Source organism: Nocardiopsis sp. NPDC049922, assembly GCF_040660275.1.
In the GTDB taxonomy this organism is placed as follows: domain Bacteria; phylum Actinomycetota; class Actinomycetes; order Streptosporangiales; family Streptosporangiaceae; genus Nocardiopsis.
This window is the reverse complement of sequence record NZ_JBFAME010000001.1, coordinates 352,730-373,810: the sequence shown is the minus strand read 5'-3', so window position 1 is coordinate 373,810 and position 21,081 is coordinate 352,730. Positions and strand designations below refer to the sequence as shown.

Here is a 21,081-nt window from a genome sequence, read left to right as displayed (position 1 = left end):
CAACACACATGTGGCGATTCCGACGGACTCCTGGACGGGTGCCGACCGGCACGGGCATCGAGACGGCGCTGGTGTCGGCCGCGTTCGGCACCGACCCCGTCCTGCGGTCCGGGTGCGAGGCGGTGCGCGAGGGCGGCGTCGCGGCGGGGCTGACCCTGCTCGGTGAGGACCGCGACGACGCCGAGGTCCGCGTCCACCGCGCCGAGGCGCTCGGCCGCGCCGCCGTCGGCCGGGTCGGCGAGGTCGCCGCCCTGGCCGAGAGCGACGCCGACGAGGCCGACGTCATGCTCTGGCTCGGGTACACCCTGCTGGCGCGCGCCGCCGCCCAGCCCGCCGGGGGAGCGGACACCGGCCGGGCCGACCGCAAGGCCCTGGAGGCGGCGCTCGTCGAGGCCCGCGCCCCACTGGAGGCCGCCGCGCACCTGCGTCCCGACGACGCCGCGCCCTGGGTCGCCCTCCAGACCGTCGCCATGGGGCTGGGCGCGGACCGCGAGGAGAAGGACCGGCTCTGGGGCGAGGTGACCGACCGGTCGCCGCACCTGTTCCCCGCCCACCTGGTCCGGGTCCGCACCGTGTCACCGACCCGGGGCGGGTCGACCGAGGAGATGTTCGCGGTGGCGGGCGCGGCGGCCGACGGCGCCCCCGAGGGCAGCCCGCTGCCCGCCGTCCTGGCCCTCGCCCACGCCGAGTTCCTGCGCGCCGAGCACAAGCGGAGGCTCGCCGAAGGCTCCTTCGACCACATCGCGCGCATGTCCCTGGGCCGCCTGCACGGCGAACCCGTGCGGGAGCTGTTCGACGCGGCCCGCGCGTGGGTGACGGCGGCCGTTCCGCACGAGCGCGACGTCCAGGCCCACCACCTGTTCGGCTGGGCCTTCCACCGGGCCGACGTGGCCGAGGCGGCGCGGTGGCACCTCGGAGCGGTCGGCCGGTACTACTGCGACCTGCCGTGGTCGTTCTTCGGCGACCCCCGGGCCGGGGTCGCGCACGCGATGGCGCGGGTCGGAGTGGACCCGCGCACAGCCCCCGAACACGGGCCGGTCTGACCGCTCCGCCGGAAAAGCGGTGGTCCGGACGGTGGCGCCTCGTCCACAATGCACGGGTGCTACTGACGATCACGACCACGGCGACACCGGCGACGGACCTCGGCTTTCTGCTGCACAAGCATCCCGACAGGGCGCAGAGCTTCGAGCAGTCCTTCGGCACGGCGCACGTCTTCTACCCCGAGGCGACCGACGAGCGGTGCACCGCGGCGCTCATGCTGGAGGTGGACCCGCGGTCGCTGCTGCGCTCGCGCACGTCGGTGAACACCCCCGACTTCGCGCTCGCGCAGTACGTCAACGACCGCCCCTTCGCGACGTCGTCGCTGTTCACCGTGGCACTGGGTCGGGTCTTCGGCAGCGCGCTCAAGGGGCGGTGCGACGCCCGGCCCGAGCTGGCGCGCACGCCCATCCCCCTCACGCTCAGCCTGCCCGCCGTGCCCTGCCGGGGCGGGGCCGACCGTGCCCGTGCCCTCTTCGCACCGCTGGGCTGGCGGGTCGAGGCCGAACCCGTGCCGCTCGACCCCGGCCTGCCCGGCTGGGGCGACTCGCACTACCTGTCGCTCACCCTGACCGGCACGATGCCGTTGTCCGAGGCGCTCAGCCACCTGTACGTGCTGCTGCCCGCGATGGACGGCGCGAAGCACTACTGGGTGGACGAGACCGAGGTCGACAAGCTCCTGCGCGCGGGCGGCGCCGTCGACGAGGACGGCGGCGGCCGACCCGGCTGGCTGGCCGGACACCCCGAGCGCGGCTGGATCACCCGCCGCTACCTCAACCGGCGCGACCGGTACGTGCGCACCGCCCTGGCGCGGCTGGCCGAGGCCGACGACCGCACCGGGGACGAGGAGGCCGACGACCCGGCGGTCGAGGACGCCGTAGCGGTCCCGGCGCCCGAGGAGCGCGGACCCTCCCTCGCCGAACAGCGCGCGGGCGCCGTCCTGGCGGTCCTGTCGGCCGAGCGCGCCACCAGCGTCATCGACCTGGGGTGCGGGCCCGGCGCGCTGCTCGACCGTCTGGTCCGGGACCACACCCTGGAGCGGATCACCGGCGTGGACGTGAGCACCGTCAGCCTCGAACGCGCGCACCGCAGGGTGTGCCGGGGGTGCCACCCGGACGGGCGCGGTCGCCACCGCCCCCTGTTCGCCGCCGGCGACGGGGCCCGGGAGGACGGTCGTCCCGCTCGGCCCGAGCTGCTCGTCGGCTCGGTCGTGTACCGGGACGCGCGGTTCGCGGGCCACGACGCCGCCGTGCTCATGGAGGTCGTCGAGCACCTCGACCCGTCGCGCCTGCCCGCCATGGAGGAGAGCGTGTTCGGGGCGGCCCAGCCCAGGGTCGTGGTGGTCACCACGCCCAACGCCGAGTACAACAGGCACTACGAGGGGCTGCCCGAGGGCGCCCTCCGCCACGACGACCACCGCTTCGAGTGGACCCGCGCCGAGTTCACCGCGTGGGCCGAGGGCGTCGCGGAGCGGCGCGGCTACCGGGTCCGCTTCCTGCCGGTGGGCCCCGAACACCCCGAGACCGGCGCCCCGACCCAGATGGGAGTCTTCACACGATGAGCGAGATCGAGACCACGGCGGCCGCGGAGCCACGGGTGCTCGGCGTCCCCGAGATGGGGCTCGTCGTGCTCGTCGGGGTGTCCGGCTCGGGCAAGTCGACCTTCGCCGCCCGCCACTTCCTCCCGACGCAGGTGGTCAGCTCCGACCACTGCCGCGGCGTGGTCAGCGACGATCCCAACGACCAGGGCGCGAGCGCCGACGCCTTCGCCCTGCTGCACACGATCGTCGACATCCGCCTGCGCCGGGGCCTGCTGACCGTCGTGGACGCGACCAACGTCCAGCGCGGGGCGCGCGAACAGCTCGTGCGCATCGCCAAGGACAACAACGTGCTGTCCACCGCGATCGTGCTCGACGTGACCGAGTCGGTGGCGGTCCGACGCAACCGCGAGCGCCCCGACCGGGACTTCGGCGACCACGTCATCCGACGGCAGCGCCGCGACCTGAAGTCGGGTCTCAAGCGGCTGACCCGCGAGGGCTTCCACAAGGTGCACGTGCTGCGCGGCCCGGAGGAGATCGACGCGGCCACCGTCGAACTGGAGCGCGCCTGGCCGGACCGCACGGAGCTGACCGGGCCGTTCGACATCGTCGGCGACGTGCACGGCTGCCGCGCCGAGCTGGAGGAGCTGCTCGGCGACCTCGGTTACGCGATCGCGCGCGACGACGAGGGCCGACCGGTCGGCGCCCGCCACCCGCAGGGCCGCACCGCCGTGTTCGTGGGCGACCTGGTCGACCGGGGGCCCGACAGCCCCGGTGTGCTGCGGCTGGTCATGGGCATGGTCGCCGGCGGCGACGCGCTGTGCGTGCCGGGCAACCACGAGAACAAGCTCGTGCGCGTGCTCAAGGGCGCCAGGGCGCGGCTCACGCACGGCCTGGCGGAGACCATGGAGCAGCTCGGCCGCGAGAGCGAGGAGTTCCGCGCGCGCGTGCTGGAGTTCTGCGACGGGCTGGTCAGCCACCTCGTCCTGGACGGGGGGAAGCTGGTCGTCGCGCACGCCGGTCTGAAGGAGGAGTACCACGGCCGCGCCTCCGGCCGCGTGCGGTCCTTCGCCCTGTACGGCGACACGACGGGGGAGACCGACGAGTACGGGCTCCCCGTCCGCCTGCCGTGGGCGCGCGACTACCGGGGCCGGGCCGCGGTGGTGTACGGGCACGTCCCCACGCACAAGGCGGAGTGGCTCAACAACACCATCTGCCTGGACACCGGCTGCGTGTTCGGCGGACGGCTCACCGCGCTGCGCTACCCGGAGCGCGAGCTGGTCGAGGTGGCGGCGCACCGCACGTGGTACGAGCCCGCCAAGCCGCTCGCGCCCGAGGCCCCCGCACGCGCCGAGGAGCGGCCGAGCGGGGTCATGGACATCGTCGACGTGGGTGTCGGCGACGCCCACCGCGGCCTGCACGTGGACACCGAGCACGGCGCCGTGCGCGCCGACCACGGCAGCGCCCTGGCGGCGCTGGAGGTGATGAGCCGGTTCGCGGTCGACCCGCGCTGGCTGATGTACCTGCCGCCGACCATGGCCCCGGCGCCCACGGCGGCCGACCCCGACCTGCTGGAGCACCCGGCCGAGGCGTTCGCCTCCTACCGGAACTCGGGGGTCGGCCAGGTGGTGTGCGAGGAGAAGCACATGGGGTCGCGCGCGATCGCGGTGGTGTGCCGTGACGAGGCCGTGGCCGCCTCCCGGTTCGTGCCGGGAGAGCTGGGGACGGTCTACACGCGGACCGGGCGCCCCTTCTTCTCCGACCCCGCGCTCCAGGCGGAGGTGGTCGACCAGCTGCGCGAGGCGGTCGGCGCCGCCGGACTGTGGGACCGGCTCGGCACGGACTGGATCGCCCTGGACGGGGAGATGCTGCCGTGGTCGGCCAAGGCCCGCTCGCTGATCCGCGAGCAGTACGCGTCGGTGGGCGCCGCCGCGCGCGCCGCCCTGCCCGCCGCCGGAGCCGCGCTGACCGCCGCCGCCGGGCGCGGGGTGGACGTGGGCGGCCTGCTCGCCACCGTGGCGCGCCGCACCGATCAGATGGAGGAGTTCAGCCGGGTGTACCGGCGCTACTCCTGGGACACCGACGGTGTCGCGGGGCTCCAGTACGCGCCGTTCATGGTGCTGGCCTCCGAGGGCCGGGAGTACTCGGGCGCCGACCACCTGTGGCACATGGGCGTCGCCGAACAGCTCGCCGAGGCGAGCGGCCTGGTGCGCTCCACGCGCTACCTGGTCGTGGACACCACCGACCCGGACGCGTGCGACGCGGCCGCCGAGTGGTGGCGCGGGCTGGTGTCGGCGGGCGGCGAGGGCATGGTGGTCAAGCCGGTGCTCGGCGCGCGGGCGCGGGCACGCAAGGGCCTGGCCCAGCCGGGGCTGAAGGTGCGCGGGCCGGACTACCTGCGGATCATCTACGGACCCGACTACACCGAGCCGGAGCGGCTGAGGGCGCTGAAGGAGCGCCGTTCGCTGGGCCGCAAGACGGGACTGGCGATGCGCGAGCACAAGCTGGGGTTGGAGGCGCTGGCGCGGCACGCCCGGGGCGAACCGCTGTGGCGGGTGCACGAGGCGGTGTTCGCGGTGCTGGCCCTGGAGTCGGAGCCGGTCGACCCGCGGCTGTGACGCCGGGCCGCCGCTGAGGGGCGGTCGAAGGAACACGGCCCCGTCCGCTTCGTCGGGCGGGGCCTTCGCGTGTCCGGGAACGCTCTCGGTTCGGAGGATCACACGACAGATGGCATCCTGATTTGTCGTCATATCCCACCAAACCGGGTCGTGTGTCGCCTCCTTTTCACATCCGCTCTTCCGGGCGGTCACGCACGGGGGTGATGATGTGCACGCCCACAAGGCAGACAACCCCCATACACCCCCACACCGGAAATCGGAGCAGGCGTGTTCCCCACCTCCCTCAGAACGCCGTCCAGACGTGTGCTCGCGTCGGCCTCCGCCACCGCGGCCCTCCTCCTGACCGCCACCCTCGGCACGGCCGCCCCCGCCGTCGCCGCGCCCACCACGCCGGTCATCAGCGAGGTCTACGGCGGTGGCGGCAACAGCGGCGCCGAGTTGCGCCACGACTTCGTCGAACTCGGCAACCCCACCGACGCCGCCGTCGCCCTCGACGGCTGGAGCGTGCAGTACCTCCCCGCCCAGCCGAGCTCCGGCACCCGCGTCCAGGTCACCGAGCTGGCCGGATCCATCGACGCCGGCGGCCACTACCTGGTCCGCCAGGGCCAGGGCGCGGGCGGCGACACCGACCTGCCCGCCCCCGACGCCGACGGCGGCACCGCCATGTCCGCGCGGTCGGGGGCGATCCTCCTCGTCCAGGGCGCCGACCCCGTCGCCTGCCGGACGGCCGTCGAGTGCGCCGGGGAGGAGGGGATCGTCGACATCGTCGGCTACGGCGACGCCGTCATCCACGAGGGCGCTCCCGCCGCCCGGCTGAGCAACACGACCTCCGCCGCGCGCGACGACGCCTTCACCGACACCGGCGACAACTCCGTCGACCTCACCGTCGGCGGCCCGACCCCCGTCAACGCGGCCGGGGAGACCGTCGGCGACGACCCGGGCGGCCCGGTCGACCCCGGCGACCTGCGCGTCCACGACATCCAGGGCACCACGCGCACCTCCCCGTTCGTGGGGCGCGACGTCAGCGGCGTGCCGGGCGTCGTCACGGCGGTCAACGCCTTCGGCTCCGCCCGGGGCTTCTGGTTCCAGGACCCCGAGGGCGACGGCGACCCGCGCACCAGCGAGGGGCTCTTCGTGTTCACCGGCTCCACCACCCCCGACGTGGCCGTCGGCGACGAGGTGCTGGTCGGGGGCCGCGTCACCGAGTACCTGCCCCGGACGGACGCGCACACGATCACCCAGCTCTCCGGGGCGCGGTGGACCGTCGAGTCGTCCGGCAACCCCCTGCCCGGGTCGGTCCTCCTGGACGCCGACGCGGTCCCGGAGACGTACGCGCCCGACCACGGCGGCGACATCTCCGACCTCGACCTGGCTCCCGACACCTACGCCCTCGACTTCTGGGCCGCCCACGAGCACATGCGCGTCCGGGTGGAGGACGCCCCCGTCATCGACGCGACCGACCCCTACTCGGCGCTGTGGGTGACCACGGATCCCGACGACGGCGACGCCACCGTCAACGGCGGCACCCTCTACGGCTCCTACGACGACCCCAACTCCGGTCGGATCAAGATCGAGTCGCTGCTCGACCGCGACACCCGCCCCTTCCCCCAGGCCAACGTGGGCGACACGCTCACGGGCGTCACCGAGGGGCCGCTGTACTACAGCCGGTTCGGCGGATTCGTCATTCGCGCCACCACCCTGGGCGAGATCGTCGCGGGCGACCTGGAGCGCGAACCCGTCCGCGAGGCCGCGCCGTACGAGACCACCATCGCCACGTACAACGTCGAGAACCTCGACGGCGCGGACGAGCAGGCGAAGTTCGACGAGCTCGCGCGGGGCATCGTCGAGTACCTGGACTCCCCGGACATCATCGGACTGGAGGAGATCCAGGACGACAACGGCCCGGTCAGCGACGGCGCCGTCGACGCCGACCTCACGCTCCGCCGGCTCACGCGCGCCATCCACGAGCAGGGCGGCCCCCGCTACACCTGGCGCCAGATCGACCCCGTCGACGGCCAGGACGGCGGCCAGCCGGGCGGCAACATCCGCAACGTCTTCCTCTTCAACCCCCGCCACGTCCGCTTCGTCGACGCCCCCGGCGGCGACGCCACCACCCCCGTCGAGGTCGTGGAGGGTCGGCGGGGCCCCGAGCTCAGCGTCTCCCCGGGCCGGATCGCCCCGCAGGACGAGGCGTGGGACTCCAGCCGCAAGCCGCTCGTCGGCCAGTTCCGGGTGCGCGGGCACGACCTGTTCGTGGTCACCAACCACTTCAACTCCAAGGGCGGCGACCAGTCCCTGCACGGGGTCGTGCAGCCGCCCGAGCGGTCGAGCGAGGTCCAGCGCAACGCGCAGGCGCGCCTGGTCAGGGAGTTCACGGACGAGCTGTTCGCGATGGACCCGGACGCCAACGTCGTGGTGATGGGCGACCTGAACGACTTCCCGTTCTCGCCCACGCTCGACATCCTCACCGGGGACGGGCCGCTCGCCAACCCGATGACGGACCTGCCCGAGAACGAGCGGTACAACTACGTCTTCGACGGCAACTCCCAGGCGCTCGACCACATCCTGGTCAACGCCGCCCTGGCCGACCGGATGGACTACCAGGTCGTGCGGATCAACTCCGAGTTCCACGACCAGGTCAGCGACCACGACCCGCAGGTGCTGTGGTTCGACCTCCGGGGAGGCCGCCGGTAGCGGCGGAGGTGTGCCCGGGCGCCGCCTATCCTGGGTGGCGCCCGCGGCGCGGCGGGCACACCTCGACCCTGGGGAAGTGAGAGATGAACGTACTCCTCACCGGCGGCGCCGGATACATCGGCACCCACACCGCCGTCGAGCTGCTCGACGCCGGACACGACGTCGTGGTCCTCGACTCCCTGGTGAACAGCCACGAGGAGGCCCTGCGGCGCGTCGAGCGGATCACCGGCCGCGCCCTCACGTTCCACCGGGGCGACTGCACCGACCCGGCCGTCCTGCGCCGCGTCCTCGGCGGGCACGACGTCGACGCCGTCATCCACCTGGCCGGGCTCAAGGCCGTCGGCGAGTCCGTCGAGCAGCCGCTGCGCTACTACCGCAACAACCTCGACGCCCTGCTCGCCCTGGCCGAGACGATGGACGAGCACGGCGTCCGCGACCTCGTGTTCAGCTCCTCGGCCACGGTCTACGGCGACCCCGAGCGGATCCCGATCACCGAGGAAGGGGCGCTCAGCGTCACCAACCCCTACGGCGCCACCAAGCTCTTCGCCGAACAGGTCCTGCGCGACCTGGCCGCCGCCGACCCCCGGTGGCGGATCACCGCGCTGCGGTACTTCAACCCGATCGGCGCCCACCCCAGCGGCCTGATCGGGGAGGACCCGCAGGGCGTGCCCAACAACCTCTTCCCGTACCTGGCGCAGGTCGCCGCCGGACGCCGCGACCGCCTCCGGGTGTTCGGCGACGACTACGACACCCCGGACGGCACCGGCGTGCGCGACTACCTGCACGTCGTGGACCTGGCCCGCGGCCACCTCGCCGCCCTCGCCCACCTGGCGGACGCCCAGGGATGGCGCACGTACAACCTGGGCACCGGCCGCGGCACGTCGGTCCTGGAGAGCGTCCGCGCCTTCGAGCGCGTGACCGGTGTCACGATCCCCCACGAGGTGGTCGGCCGCCGCCCCGGCGACATCGCCGTGTGCTACGCCGATCCGTCGGCCGCCGCGCGCGACCTGGACTGGAAGGCCGTGCACACGGTCGAGGACGCGTGCGCCGACGCCTGGCGCTGGCAGTCCGCCAACCCGGGCGGGTTCCGTGCCGACGCGGCCCCGCGCTGAGCGGCACAGCACACCCGGTCGGAGCTTCCCACCAAGCCGAACGCGTGGAACACGCCCTAGACTGGGCGTATATCCCTGTACTTCTGCGGAAGGTCCTCCGTCGTGTCCGTTGGTGCTGACAGCACGTTCGACACCGTCCTCGTCGTGGACTTCGGCGCGCAGTACGCGCAGCTGATCGCACGGCGTGTGCGGGAATGCCACGTGCACAGCGAGATCGTGCCCTCGACCATGCCGGTCGAGGAGATGCTCGCGAAGAACCCCAAGGCCATCATCCTGTCCGGTGGCCCGTCGTCGGTCTACGCGGAGGGCGCGCCCAACGTGGGCGCCGAGCTCTTCGAGACCGGAGTGCCCACCTTCGGCATCTGCTACGGCTTCCAGGCCATGACGCGGGCGCTGGGCGGCACGGTCGACCGCACCGACCTGAGTGAGTTCGGCCGCACCGAGCTGTCGGCCAGCACCGACTCCCTGCTCTTCGATGGCATGCCCGAGGACCTCCTGGTGTGGATGTCGCACGGCGACTCCGTCGTCCGCGCCCCCGAGGGCTTCCGGACCACCGCGAGCACCGCCGGGGCGCCGGTCGCCGCCTTCGAGGACACCGAGCGCCGCCTGTTCGGCGTGCAGTTCCACCCCGAGGTGATGCACACCGAGCACGGCCAGGACGTCCTGCGCCGGTTCCTGTACGAGGGCGCGGGCTGCCGCCCCACGTGGACGATGTTCAACATCGTCGAGGAGCAGCTGGAGCGGATCCGCGAGGAGATCGGCGACAAGCGCGTCATCTGCGCCCTGAGCGGCGGCGTGGACTCCGCCGTGGCGGGCGCCCTGGTGCAGCGCGCCGTCGGCGACCAGCTCACCTGCGTGTTCGTCGACCACGGGCTGTTGCGCAAGGGTGAGGCCGAGCAGGTCGAGAAGGACTTCGTCGCGATCACCGGCGCGAGCCTGAAGGTGGTCGACGCCGAGGAGCGCTTCCTGGCGGCGCTGTCCGGGGTCACCGACCCGGAGGAGAAGCGCAAGATCATCGGCCGCGAGTTCATCCGCGTCTTCGAGCAGGCCGCGCGTGAGGTCGTCGCCGAGTCCGGCGAGCACGGCGCCGAGGTCGAGTTCCTCGTCCAGGGCACGCTCTACCCGGACGTCGTCGAGTCCGGCGGCGGCACCGGCACCGCGAACATCAAGTCGCACCACAACGTCGGCGGCCTTCCCGACGACCTCCAGTTCACCCTGGTCGAGCCGCTGCGCGAGCTGTTCAAGGACGAGGTGCGCAAGGTCGGCGAGGAGCTGGGCCTGCCCCCCGAGATGGTGTGGCGCCAGCCGTTCCCCGGCCCCGGCCTCGGCATCCGGATCATCGGCGAGGTGACCCGTGAACGGCTGGAGATCCTGCGCGAGGCCGACGCGATCGCCCGCGAGGAGCTCACCCGCGCCGGGCTGGACCGCGACATCTGGCAGTGCCCGGTCGTGCTCCTGGCCGACGTCCGCTCGGTCGGCGTCCAGGGCGACGGCCGCACCTACGGCCACCCCGTGGTGCTGCGGCCGGTCAGCAGCGAGGACGCGATGACCGCCGACTGGTCGCGCGTGCCCTACGACGTGCTCGCCCGCATCTCCAACCGCATCACCAACGAGGTGCGCGAGATCAACCGGGTGACCCTGGACGTGACCAGCAAGCCCCCGGGCACCATCGAGTGGGAGTAGCGCTCCCAGAGCAAGCACGACGGGCCCGGTACGCGCTGAGCGTGTACCGGGCCCGTCCCGTCGTGCGTCGCGGTGTCAGTCCATCAGGTGTCCGATGGAGATCACCGTGCGGTCCTCGCCGGTCCGGTGCGTCAACTGGACCGCGGTCGGCTCCTCGTCCTCGGCGACGATGAACGCCAGCTCACCGCCGACGGTGGCCCCGGGCGGGACGCCGTCCTCGTCCCACAGGCTGACCGTCGCGCTCTCCTCCTGCGTCGGCCGCTGCGCCGAGTAGGGGCCCTCGCCGCCGCCCGCGACCTGGATGAACTGCTGGTCGAACGCGAAGCTCAGCCGCACGTCGCTGCGGTTGGTCATCTCCACCTGGACGAAGCAGTAGTCCCCCCCTTGCACCGGAACGGACCGGGGATGGTACTCGGCGGGCTCACGGTCGCAGTCCACGCCCAGGACCTCGTACTCGACCATGCCGTCGGCGGAGCGGATCGGCACGGTGACGGGCTCCTCGGCCCCGGGCCCGTCCCCCTTGTCCTCGGACCGGTCCTCGCCGTCGGCGGGCGGTTGCTCGTCCGGGGCGCCCTGGCCCTGGTCGGCGCCGGCCTCGGCGTTCGACCAGGGGGCGGTCCCCTTGATCGTGGACACCACCGCCAGGAGCGCCGCGATGACGATGAGGAGCGCCGCTCCGCCCACGGCCAGGCCCACGACGAGCCCCCTGCGGCGGCTCGGCGCGGCGGGCCGGTGCGGGGGCGGCGGCACCGGCGGGACGTAGGGCTGCGGACCGGGCCGCGGGCCCTGCTGGTCGGCGGTCGGCACCATCGGGATCGGCCCGGTGGACGCCGGGTGCGGCTGTACGGGGCGGTGCGGCGGGTTCGGGCCGCCCTGCTGGGGCGCGTTCCCCTGGAGCGGACCCGAGGGGTGCGCGGCGGGCCGACCGGGCGGAGGAGCCTGCGGTCGGGGGAAGTTGCCGGTCTGGGGCGGCATGGGAGCGGACTGGTAGTGGCCGGGCGGCGGGGGCCGCATGCCCGTCATGGTCTGCTGGGCGTGGCCCATCCCCGGACGGGGGCCGCCGGGCGGCACGGGGGGCAGGTTCGGCCGCCACGACTGGTGCAGGGCGTGCGAGACCATGTCGTTCGGGTTGGAGCTGTCCTCGCCGCCGGCGAGCTCCAGGAGCAGGTCCTGGGCGGTCGGGCGGCGGCCCGGCTCCTTGGCCAGGGCACGCAGGACGAGCCGGTCGAGCGGGCTGTCCAGCCTCCCGATCTGGGGCTCGGCGAAGAGCACGCGCTTGCCCAGCGTCATGGCGTCGCCGTTGCCGAACGGGTGGGCGCCGTTGCCCGCGAAGGCCACCAGACAGCCCCAGGCGAAGATGTCCGCCGCGGTGGTGACCTGTTCCTCCAGCAGCTGCTCGGGCGCCATCCAGCCGGGGCTGCCCATGACGATGCCGGTCTGGGTGTGGTTGGTCGCGGTGTTCATCGCGCGCGCGATGCCGAAGTCGATCACGCGCGGCCCGGAGAGCGACAGCAGGACGTTCGCCGGTTTGAGGTCGCGGTGCACGAGCCCGGTGCGGTGGATGGCCGCCAGCGCGGCGGCGACGCCCAGGGCGAAGCCGTGCAGGGTCGAGGAGTCCAGCGGCCCGTTCTCGGCGATGTGCTCGGCGAGCGCGGTCCCGGCGATGTACTCGGTGACCATGTAGGGGCGGTTCTCGAACGTCCCGTGGTCGAGGACCTTGGCGGTGCAGAAGGAGGCGACCTTGCGGGCGTTCTCCATCTCGTCGCGGAACCGCGCCCGCGTCGCCTCGTCGAAGGCGAGCTCGGGGCGGATGACCTTGATCGCTACCTGGTGGTTACGGTCCGGGGCGCTGCCGAGGTAGACGGTGCCCATACCGCCGCTCCCCAGTTTCCCGGACAGCACGTAGGGGCCGATGGTGGCCGGATCTCCGGCTGCCAGCGGTTCCAGGTTCTTCGGGAGCCCATCCGACGGCAAGCGACCCTCCCCGACGGTGTCCAAACTCCGCCTCGCCCCAAGGTAGCGGTGTTTGTGCCCTGATTCCCACTCGCGCGCCGTTTCGGATCGTTCGGGGGAAGGGCGGTGACTGACATGACAGTGATGACTGATCCCCGATCGGGGTCCCCGGTTCGCGCCGACGGGTGTGATCCCGTCGGCGACGGGCGCGAAACACACCGGTTCCCCCGGCGGGGCAGGTGTTCACGCAAGGTAGGGGGTTCCTTTACGATTGGGGACTCGTGACCTTTAGTACCACCGTAACCGTGCGGGTCCCCGCGAAGGTGAACCTCCAGTTGGCGGTGGGACCCAGACGTGAGGACGGGTTCCACGCCCTCGTCAACGTGTTCCACGCCGTCTCACTGTTCGACGAGGTTACCGTCAAGGAAGCCCCTCCGCGTCAGGAGCCGGAACTCGTGACGCTCACGGCGTCCGGTGGGACGCGCGTCGACCTGGACGGGGTTCCGCTCGACGCCACGAATCTCGCCGCCCGCGCGGCCGCCCTGCTGGCGGAGGAGACCGGCAAGGGGTTCCCCGTCGAGATCCACCTGGACAAGCGCATCCCGGTGGCCGGGGGAATGGCGGGCGGCAGCGCCGACGCGGCCGCGACCCTCGTCGCCTGCGACCGGTTGTGGGGATGCGGTCTGCCCGAATCCGACCTTCTGGACCTGGCCGCGCGCCTGGGCAGCGACGTCCCCTTCCCCCTGCTGGGCCGTACGGCCGTGGGGACGGGGCGGGGCGAGCTCCTGGAGCCCCTCGCGGCGCCCGGACGGTACCGGTGGGTGTTCGCGCTCTCCTCGCGCGGCCTGTCCACCGCCCGTGTGTTCGCCGAGTACGACCGGCTGCGGCCGGACGCGCCCGCGCCGCTGCCCTCGCCCGTGATGGCGGAGGCGCTGGCGGCGGGGGACGCCGCCTCGCTGGGCGCGGCGCTCACCAACGACCTGGAGCGGGCGGCCCTGTCGCTGCGCCCGGACCTCGCGCGCGTCCTGGCGGCGGGCCGGGAGGCGGGAGCGCTCGGCGCCCTGGTGTCCGGGTCCGGGCCGACCTGCGCGTTCCTGGTGGGTGACGAGGGCGGCGCCGCGACGCCCGGGGTCGAGGCCGCCGTGGTGCGCGCGCTGGAGGCCGCGGGCGTGGACTCGTGCGTGCCCGCCGGGTCCGGGGACGTCCCCGGAACGACCGTGGTGTGACGCACATCACCTCATGATCGGGTGCCCCGGGTCTCGCTCCGCCCTTGACCTCAACCTTCGTTGAGGTTGAAGACTGGGGCGCATGACGACCGCAGCCACCCTCTCCCGCTACGCCGACCTGCCCGCCCTCATCGGCCTCATGGAGGGCGACGAGAAGCACAAGGGCGCCGCCAACTCCACGCTCGACGTCCTGTGGGTGCTCTACGACCGGGTCCTGGCCGTCACCCCCGAGACCGCCGAGGATCCCGCCCGCGACCGCTTCCTGCTGTCCAAGGGACACGGACCGACCGCCTACTACGCCGTGCTCGCCGCCAAGGGCTTCCTCGACGTGCCCACCCTGCGCGGTTGGAGGGCCTTCGACTCGCCGCTCGGCCACCATCCCGACCGCGTGCTCGTCCCCGGCGCGGAGATCGGCAGCGGCTCGCTCGGGCACGGGCTGCCGCTCGCACTCGGGACCGCCCTCGGGCTGCGCGCGCGAGGCGTCCGGCGGGCCGACGGCAGACCGCCCCGGGTGGTGGTGCTCGTCGGCGACGGCGAACTCGACGAGGGCAGCAACCACGAGGCGATCGCCGTGGCCGGCCGGATGCGGCTGGAGTCGCTCACCACGGTGGTGGTCGACAACGCCTCGTCCGCCCACGGGTGGCCCGGCGGCATCGGCGCCAGGTTCGAGGCCGAGGGATGGGTGTCCCGCGAGGTCGACGGGCGCGACCACGACGCCATGCACACGGCGTTGACCGCGCCGCACCCCTTCCGGCCGCTGGCCGTCGTCGTCCGCGTCCGCCCCGAGAACCGTTAGGAGCACGGCCATGCGAGAGACCTTCGTCGCGACCGTCAACGCCGCCCTCGACGAGGACCCGCGCACCGCGCTCGTCCTCGCCGAGATCTCCGCCGGGCACTTCCGGCGGGCCGCCGTCCGGCATCCGGGCCGCGTGATCAACGTCGGCATCCGTGAACAGGCCATGATCGGCGTGGCGGGCGGCCTCGCCCTCACCGGCATGCGCCCGATCGTGCACACCTACGCGCCCTTCCTCGTCGAGCGGCCGTTCGAGCAGATCAAGCTGGACTTCGGACACCAGGACACGGGCGCCGTCCTGGTGAGCATCGGGGGGTCCTACGACGCGGCCGTCGAGGGCCGCACCCACCAGGCGCCCGGGGACGTGGCGCTCCTGGACACCCTGCCCGGCTGGACCGTGTATGTGCCGGGCCACCCCGACGAGGTCCGCGACGCGCTCGGCGCCGCCCTCCCCGGGGACCACCGTGTGTACGTGCGGCTGTCCGGAACGGGCAACCGGGCGGCGTGGCCGGTGTCGGACCGGTTGGCGGTCGTGCGCCGGGGGTCCGGCCGTTCGGCGGGCGTGGTGGTGGCGGTCGGACCCATGCTCGACCGCGTCCTGGAGGCCACCGCCGACCTCGACGTCACGGTCGCCTACACCGCCACCGTGCGCCCCTTCGACCGCGAGGGGCTGAGCACCCTCGTCGCCGCGGCGGGCAACGCCGACGTCCTGGTGGTCGAGCCCTACCTGCGGGGCACGTCCGCCCACGAGGTGGCCGCCGCCCTCGCCGACCGCCGCCACCGCCAGCTGGCGCTGGGCGTCGCGCGGGACGCGGAGGTGCGCGCCTACGGGACTCCGGCGGAGCACGCGCGGGTCCACGGACTCGACACGGAGGGGATCGCCCGGGCCGCCCGGGAGTTCTTCCTCGTCTGAGCCAGGGCCCCGGGACACCGCGTGGTGATGTCCCGGGGTCCGCCTTTGCCTGCCCGGGCGTTTCGCGGCCACGGGGCCCGGGGGATGCCTCCCACTGGACGACGGACGGGTGAGCGGGGAGGCCTCGATGGACGCGCCCAGGGCGGAACTGCGGACCGTGGCGGGGGAGTCGGAGCTGCGGTTCGAGCGGCGGCTCGCGCACCCCGTCCCGGAGGTGTGGCGGGCGCTCACCGACCCGAACGAGCTCGAACACTGGTTCCCCGCCACGGTGGAGGCCGACCTCCGCGTGGGCGGGTACGTCCGCTTCACGTTCGCCGACGCGCCCGAGGCCGCCGGTGACGGCGGCGAGGGCGAGGTCACCGAGTACGACCCGCCGCGCGTGTTCGGCTTCCGCTGGGGCGGGGACACGCTCAGGTTCGAGCTGGGCCCCGACGGGCCCGGGTCCCGGCTCGTGTTCACCCAGGGCATCGGCGGCGGCGCGCTGGGCCGCCTGACGGCCGCCCGCGACGCGCACGGGTGGGACGTGTGCCTGGCCGCGCTGGAGGCGCGGCTGGCGCGCGGGGACTTCCAGGAGCCCCAGGACGTCCTGGGCCCGGTGGAGCGCTACGTGGACGCGTTCGGACTCGGCGAGGGGGAGGTCGAGTCGGCCGACGAGGGTCTCGTGGTCCGGTTCGCGCGCGACCTCATGTGGCGGTCGCTCGACGCGGTCTGGGAGGTCGCCACCGAGGGCGCCGAACCCCGTGTCGGCGCGGCGCCGCCGACGCGCCTCGCCAACGGGTACGTCCCCACGGGCCTGGTCACCGGCTGCGCACCGCCCCGGGCGCTGGAGTACGCGTGGCTGTACGAGGGGGAGCTGGCGGGGACGGTGCTGTGGGAGTTCGCCCACGAGCCGGAGCTGGGCACGCGCGTCGAGCTGACCCAGACGGTGCCGGACGGCCTGTCCGGTCTGCTGCCCGTGATGATGGCCGCCTGGCAGACCCACCTGGAGCTGTTCTTCGCGGCGGTCAACGGAGACGTGCGCTGCCCGTGGCCGGAGGACCGCACCGAGGACCTGCGGCGGCGCTACGACGAACGGCTGACCTGACCGCCGTCGAAGGGGTGGGGCACCGCGCCGCCGTGCACCGGACACGGTTCGGGTGGGTCGGGGAATCCCAGGACGGTCGTACGGGTTCTCGGTTGAGGGCGTGACACAGGCCCTGTCCCGAGGGTGCGGGACAGGGCCTAGTGTGGGCTCTCGGACGTTTGCGGGGGCGGCTACGCGAGTCGGGGAGGGTCGGCGCGATGTCAGCGCACGACCCCCGGCCAACCGTGGACGACAGGGCTCAGGCCCCAACCCCCGAGGCAGTGTCTTCGCAGGACAGAGAGGAAGTTTGACCAGGTGAACACCAATGCGCTAGGGACGGACGGCCGTTGACGAATCTGGTCAATCTTCAGGACGTGTCCCTGGCCTACGGGCCGCTCGTACTCCTCGACAAGGTGTCGCTGGGCGTGGACGAGGGTGAGCGCATCGGCGTCGTCGGCCGCAACGGCGGCGGCAAGTCCACGCTGATCTCGGTGCTCTCCGGACGTACCGAACCCGACTCCGGCCGGGTCGTGCACAACCGCGGCCTGCGGATCGGGTTCCTCCACCAGCGGGACGACTTCCCCGACACCACCGTCGGCGCCTTCGTGCTGGGCGACCGGGCCGAGCACGAGTGGGCCGGTGACGCCCGCGTCCGCGACATCCTGCGCGGCCTCCTCGGCGGCTGGGACCTGGACGCCGACATGTCCGGGCTGTCCGGCGGCGAGCGCCGTCGGTCCGCCCTGGCGCGGCTGCTCGTGGGCGACCACGACCTCATCGTCCTCGACGAGCCCACCAACCACCTGGACATCGAGGGCATCGCCTGGCTCGCCCAGCACCTGAGCGGTCGCCCGGAGTCCCTCGTGGTCGTCACCCACGACCGCTGGTTCCTCGACGCCGTCACCACCCGCACGTGGGAGGTCGGGCGCGGCGCGGTCGAGCGGTACGAGGGCGGGTACGCCGCCTACGTCCTGGCCAAGGCCGAACGCGAACGCCTGGCCGCCGTCGCCGAGGAGCGCCGCCAGAACCTCATGCGCAAGGAGCTGGCCTGGCTGCGCCGGGGCGCCCCCGCGCGCACCTCCAAGCCCAAGTTCCGCATCGAGGCCGCCAACCAGCTCATCGCCGACGTCCCGCCGGTCCGCGACACCGTCGAACTCGTCCGGTTCGCCAGCTCGCGCCTGGGCAAGACCGTCGTCGACCTCAAGGACGTGTCGGCCTCCGTGCCCGACCGCGTCCTCCTGGACCACCTGACCTGGCAGCTCGGACCCGGCGACCGGGTCGGCCTGGTCGGCGTCAACGGCGCGGGCAAGTCCACCCTGCTCCGGATCCTGGGCGGCGAGCGCGCGCCCGACTCCGGTTCGGTGCGCACCGGCAAGACCGTCCGGCTCGCCCACCTGTCCCAGAACATCGTCGAACTCGACCCCGACGCGCGCCCGCTCCAGGCCGTCATGGACGTGCGCGAACACGTCACCATCGGCAAGCGCGACTACACCGCGAGCCAGATGCTGGAGCGCTTCGGGTTCCGCGGCGAACGCCAGTGGACCCCGATCGGCGACCTGTCCGGCGGTGAGCGCCGCCGCCTCCAGCTGCTGCGCCTGCTCATGGACGAGCCCAACGTGCTCCTGCTGGACGAGCCCACCAACGACCTGGACATCGAGACCCTCACCGAGCTGGAGGACCTCCTCGACGGCTGGCCGGGGTCGCTGGTGCTGGTCAGCCACGACCGGTACTTCCTGGAGCGGATCACCGACCGCGTGCTCGCCCTCATGGGCGACGGCACCCTGGCCTTCCTGCCCGGCGGCGTCGACGAGTACCTGGAGCGCCGCGCCGCCACGGCGGAGCGGCCCCCGGTTCCGGCCGGATCCGCCGAGGCCGCCGCGCCCAGGGAGGAGCCCGCGGTCTCCCCGGCCGCGCGGCGCGCCGCGCAGAAGGAGATGCAGCGGGTCGAGCGGCGGATGGACCGCGTCTCCAAGCGCGAGGCCGAGCTGCACGAGCTCATGGCCGCCGCCGCGGAGGACTACACCCGGCTGGCCGAGCTGGACGCCGAGGCCAAGGCCCTGGCGGCCGAGCGCGACGAGCTGGAGGAGGTCTGGCTGGCCCAGGCCGAACTGGTCGGGGACTGACGTCCGCGGGGCGGGGCGGCGACGCCCCGCCCCGGCGTCAACCGACCAGTTCCCCGAAGGCGGCGGCGATCTCCTGGGCCCCCGCCCGGTTGGTGTGGATGTCCGGCCCGCGGTCGAGGTCGCACATCCAGGTCAGGTCGCAGATCCGCTGCACGTTGGCCGGCATGCCGGTCGCGCTGTCGGCCGGGACGCTGAAGTCCGTGGACGCGAAGACCCCCTCGACGTCGGCGACCTCGATGCCGGCGTCGGCGTAGGAGTCGCGCAGGGACGCGTTCATCCGCTCCAGGACGTCGGTGGCGTACCCGACCAGGTCGTCGTCAGGAGCGGCCGCGGCGTCGCCGTCACCGCCGTCATCCTCGTCGACACCCGCCTCCTCGGGGGACGGCGACGCCTCGGCGTCCTCCCCGCCCTCCAGCAGCAGGGCGGCGAGGAACGGGTTGTAGTAGGTCATCGCGATGATCCGCGTGTCCGGTCCCGCGGCCGCGCGCAGGCGGTCGGCGATCTCGGGGACCTCCGACTCGATCCGCTCCAGCCCGTCGTCCACGCACGCCGTGTCGAGGGCGGGCCCGTCCGGGTTCTCCAGGTCGCTCACGCAGCCGGTGAAGTTGTTGCCCCCGACGGTGAGGGTGACCAGCTCGACGTTCCCCTCGTTCTCGGCGAGGAACTCCTCGGCCGCCTCCAGCTGGGACCGGCCCTCGTACCGTTGGTCGCAGCGGGGCAGGCCGCCCTCGACGAACGTCGTGGTGTCCTCGCCGCCGCAGCCCATCCGCTCGTGGCCGAGGGTCGAGTCCGCGTCGTACAGCTGCCGGTACAGCACGTCGGTGTAACTGTCGGCGGTCTCCCCGGGGACGCCGTTCTCGTCGGGCTGCACGCCCACGGTCAGGGAGTCGCCCAAGGACAGGTAGTAACGCTGCTCGACACCCGTGTCCTCGTCCCCGCCACCGCCGCAGCCCGTGGCGACCACGGCCGCGGCGGCTGTGGCCGCGATCCAGCGGAATCTCACTGTGCTCTCTCCAACCCATGCCTGGAATGTGGTTCGCGCCCAGACAGCGGTCTCCCGGTGAGAGACGGATACCGCCCGGTAACTAGCCTTGCGGACCGGAGGGCTCCCTGTCGAGGGGAGCGAGAAGGCTTCTCAGTAACGATGCGAGCTGGGCGCGGTCCTCGTCGGCCATCGGGGCCAGGAGCGACTCCTCGTAACGGACGAGGGAGGCGAGGGCCGCGTCGATGCGCTCGGTGCCCTTCTCCGTGAGCCGGACCAGGACGCCGCGCTTGTCGGCGGGGTCGGGCCTGCGGCGCACGAGGCCCGCCGCCGCCAGCCGGTCGACCCGGTTGGTCATGGTGCCCGAGGTCACGAGGGTGGCGCGCAGCAGGCGGCCGGGGCTGAGCTCGTAGGGCGGGCCGGAGCGGCGGAGTTCGGCGAGGACGTCGAACTCCCAGGTCTCCAGGGAGTGTTCGGTGAAGACGGTGCGCCGGGCCCGGTCCAGGTGGCGTGCGAGCCGGGAGACCCGGCTGAACACCTCCAGCGGCGTCACGTCCACGTCCGGGCGTTCGGCTCGCCACGCCTCGATCAGCCCATCCACCTCATCGCGCATGGGACCAGCATATCTCTTGACATCAAGATAGTGGGGCGGGTAAGGGCCCACCCGCCCCACACGTACGCGTCAGCCCGATCGGCGTCCGCGGGTGTTTAGCCCGGGCTTGGCCTCCAGCCGGGCGAGCCCGTTCCAGGCCAGGTTGACCAGGTGCGCCGCGACCACCTCGCGCTTGGGCTTGCGCACCTCCAGCCACCACTGGCCGGTCAGCGCCCACATGCCCACCAGCGCCTGGGCGTACATGGGCGCGAGCGCCGGGTCGTACCCGCGTTCGGCGAACTCGTCGACCATGATGTGCTCGACCTGGCTGGCGATGTCGTTGATCAGGCTGGCGAAGCTGCCCGTGCCGGAGGCCACGTGCGAGTCCCGGGTCAGCACCCGGAAGCCCACGGTGTTCTCCTCCACGTAGCGCAGCAGCGCCAGCGCCGCCCGCTCGATCTTGTCGCGTGCGTGGTCGGCGGTTAGGGCCTCGCCCATCATGTCCAGGAGGGTGCGCATCTCCCGGTCGACGACGACCGCGTAGATGCCCTCCTTGCCGCCGAAGTGCTCGTAGACCACGGGCTTGGACACACCGGCCCGCGCGGCGATCTCCTCGACGGAGGTCGCGTCGAACCCCCGTTCGGCGAACAGCTCCCGGCCGATCTCCACAAGCTGTTGCCGACGCTCCTTGCCCGTCATGCGCTTGCGGCGCACGCGGGTCCCCTGCTGGCTGTCGGCTGCTCCCATGATGGCTACT

Annotated in this window: 15 protein-coding genes; 11 read left to right on the top strand and 4 right to left on the bottom strand. The window is 73.3% G+C overall.

Annotated features, from left to right (window positions below; all coding sequences use genetic code 11):
• The first annotated feature begins 38 nt into the window (after nt 1–38).
• The 6 genes from AB0I72_RS01785 to guaA all read left to right on the top strand — a co-directional run bounded on the left by AB0I72_RS01785 (nt 39) and on the right by guaA (nt 10,682).
• Nucleotides 39–1,043 carry a hypothetical protein gene (locus tag AB0I72_RS01785; RefSeq protein WP_358561613.1) on the top strand — a complete coding sequence of 335 codons (1,005 nt, stop codon included), beginning with the start codon at nt 39–41 and terminating at the stop codon, nt 1,041–1,043.
• Between the two features lie 56 nt (nt 1,044–1,099).
• Complete coding sequence (locus AB0I72_RS01780; RefSeq protein ID WP_358561610.1) at nt 1,100–2,599, top strand: 3' terminal RNA ribose 2'-O-methyltransferase Hen1; 1,500 nt, start codon at nt 1,100–1,102, stop codon at nt 2,597–2,599.
• A complete protein-coding gene (locus tag AB0I72_RS01775; RefSeq protein WP_358561607.1) occupies nt 2,596–5,193 on the top strand; it encodes a polynucleotide kinase-phosphatase in 2,598 nt (865 codons plus the stop codon). The genes AB0I72_RS01780 and AB0I72_RS01775 overlap by 4 nt, the downstream gene beginning before the upstream one ends.
• A 267-nt stretch (nt 5,194–5,460) precedes the next feature.
• Nucleotides 5,461–7,887, top strand: coding sequence for an endonuclease/exonuclease/phosphatase family protein (locus tag AB0I72_RS01770; protein WP_358561604.1), 2,427 nt, complete (start codon nt 5,461–5,463; stop codon nt 7,885–7,887).
• A gap of 83 nt (nt 7,888–7,970) precedes the next feature.
• Nucleotides 7,971–8,999, top strand: a complete 1,029-nt coding sequence (gene galE, locus AB0I72_RS01765) for a UDP-glucose 4-epimerase GalE (protein ID WP_358561601.1) — start codon at nt 7,971–7,973, stop codon at nt 8,997–8,999.
• Nucleotides 9,000–9,101: 102 nt separating this feature from the next.
• Complete coding sequence (guaA, locus tag AB0I72_RS01760; protein WP_358561597.1) at nt 9,102–10,682, top strand: glutamine-hydrolyzing GMP synthase; 1,581 nt, start codon at nt 9,102–9,104, stop codon at nt 10,680–10,682.
• Between the two features lie 75 nt (nt 10,683–10,757).
• Here the strand turns inward: guaA and AB0I72_RS01755 are convergent, their stop codons facing one another.
• The gene (locus AB0I72_RS01755) at nt 10,758–12,656 is read right to left on the bottom strand and encodes a protein kinase (RefSeq protein WP_358561594.1); all 1,899 of its coding nucleotides are present in this window, start codon (nt 12,654–12,656) and stop codon (nt 10,758–10,760) included.
• 260 nt (nt 12,657–12,916) lie between these two features.
• On the opposite strand from AB0I72_RS01755, the gene AB0I72_RS01750 reads away from it, so the two are divergent.
• The 5 genes from AB0I72_RS01750 to AB0I72_RS01730 all read left to right on the top strand — a co-directional run bounded on the left by AB0I72_RS01750 (nt 12,917) and on the right by AB0I72_RS01730 (nt 18,750).
• Nucleotides 12,917–13,861: a 4-(cytidine 5'-diphospho)-2-C-methyl-D-erythritol kinase gene (locus AB0I72_RS01750; protein WP_358561591.1), complete on the top strand. Its 945-nt coding sequence runs from the start codon at nt 12,917–12,919 to the stop codon at nt 13,859–13,861.
• 82 nt (nt 13,862–13,943) lie between these two features.
• Nucleotides 13,944–14,657, top strand: a complete 714-nt coding sequence (locus AB0I72_RS01745) for a thiamine pyrophosphate-dependent enzyme (protein WP_358561588.1) — start codon at nt 13,944–13,946, stop codon at nt 14,655–14,657.
• Nucleotides 14,658–14,667: 10 nt separating this feature from the next.
• Nucleotides 14,668–15,567 carry a transketolase C-terminal domain-containing protein gene (locus AB0I72_RS01740; RefSeq protein WP_358561585.1) on the top strand — a complete coding sequence of 300 codons (900 nt, stop codon included), beginning with the start codon at nt 14,668–14,670 and terminating at the stop codon, nt 15,565–15,567.
• 127 nt (nt 15,568–15,694) lie between these two features.
• On the top strand, nt 15,695–16,651 hold the full coding sequence (locus tag AB0I72_RS01735; protein ID WP_358561582.1) for an SRPBCC family protein: 957 nt from the start codon (nt 15,695–15,697) through the stop codon (nt 16,649–16,651).
• 326 nt (nt 16,652–16,977) lie between these two features.
• Nucleotides 16,978–18,750: an ABC-F family ATP-binding cassette domain-containing protein gene (locus tag AB0I72_RS01730; RefSeq protein ID WP_358561579.1), complete on the top strand. Its 1,773-nt coding sequence runs from the start codon at nt 16,978–16,980 to the stop codon at nt 18,748–18,750.
• Nucleotides 18,751–18,787: 37 nt separating this feature from the next.
• On the opposite strand, the gene AB0I72_RS01725 is transcribed toward AB0I72_RS01730, so the two are convergent.
• The 3 genes from AB0I72_RS01725 to AB0I72_RS01715 all read right to left on the bottom strand — a co-directional run bounded on the left by AB0I72_RS01725 (nt 18,788) and on the right by AB0I72_RS01715 (nt 21,071).
• Nucleotides 18,788–19,753, bottom strand: coding sequence for a GDSL-type esterase/lipase family protein (locus AB0I72_RS01725; protein ID WP_358561576.1), 966 nt, complete (start codon nt 19,751–19,753; stop codon nt 18,788–18,790).
• Between the two features lie 82 nt (nt 19,754–19,835).
• The gene (locus AB0I72_RS01720; protein WP_358561574.1) at nt 19,836–20,345 is read right to left on the bottom strand and encodes a MarR family transcriptional regulator; all 510 of its coding nucleotides are present in this window, start codon (nt 20,343–20,345) and stop codon (nt 19,836–19,838) included.
• A gap of 69 nt (nt 20,346–20,414) precedes the next feature.
• Entirely contained in the window at nt 20,415–21,071 is a 657-nt protein-coding gene (locus AB0I72_RS01715) for a TetR/AcrR family transcriptional regulator (RefSeq protein ID WP_358561572.1), read from the bottom strand.
• Between the last annotated feature and the right edge of the window lie 10 nt (nt 21,072–21,081).

Bases quoted from the DNA above. Each gene is read 5' to 3' on its own strand.
- AB0I72_RS01775 (WP_358561607.1), top strand. From the start codon at position 2,596: ATGAGCGAGATCGAGACCACGGCGGCCGCGGAGCCACGGGTGCTCGGC.
- galE (WP_358561601.1), top strand. From the start codon at position 7,971: ATGAACGTACTCCTCACCGGCGGCGCCGGATACATCGGCACCCACACC.
- AB0I72_RS01745 (WP_358561588.1), top strand. From the start codon at position 13,944: ATGACGACCGCAGCCACCCTCTCCCGCTACGCCGACCTGCCCGCCCTC.
- AB0I72_RS01740 (WP_358561585.1), top strand. From the start codon at position 14,668: ATGCGAGAGACCTTCGTCGCGACCGTCAACGCCGCCCTCGACGAGGAC.
- AB0I72_RS01735 (WP_358561582.1), top strand. From the start codon at position 15,695: ATGGACGCGCCCAGGGCGGAACTGCGGACCGTGGCGGGGGAGTCGGAG.
- AB0I72_RS01720 (WP_358561574.1), bottom strand. From the start codon at position 20,345: ATGCGCGATGAGGTGGATGGGCTGATCGAGGCGTGGCGAGCCGAACGC.
- AB0I72_RS01715 (WP_358561572.1), bottom strand. From the start codon at position 21,071: ATGGGAGCAGCCGACAGCCAGCAGGGGACCCGCGTGCGCCGCAAGCGC.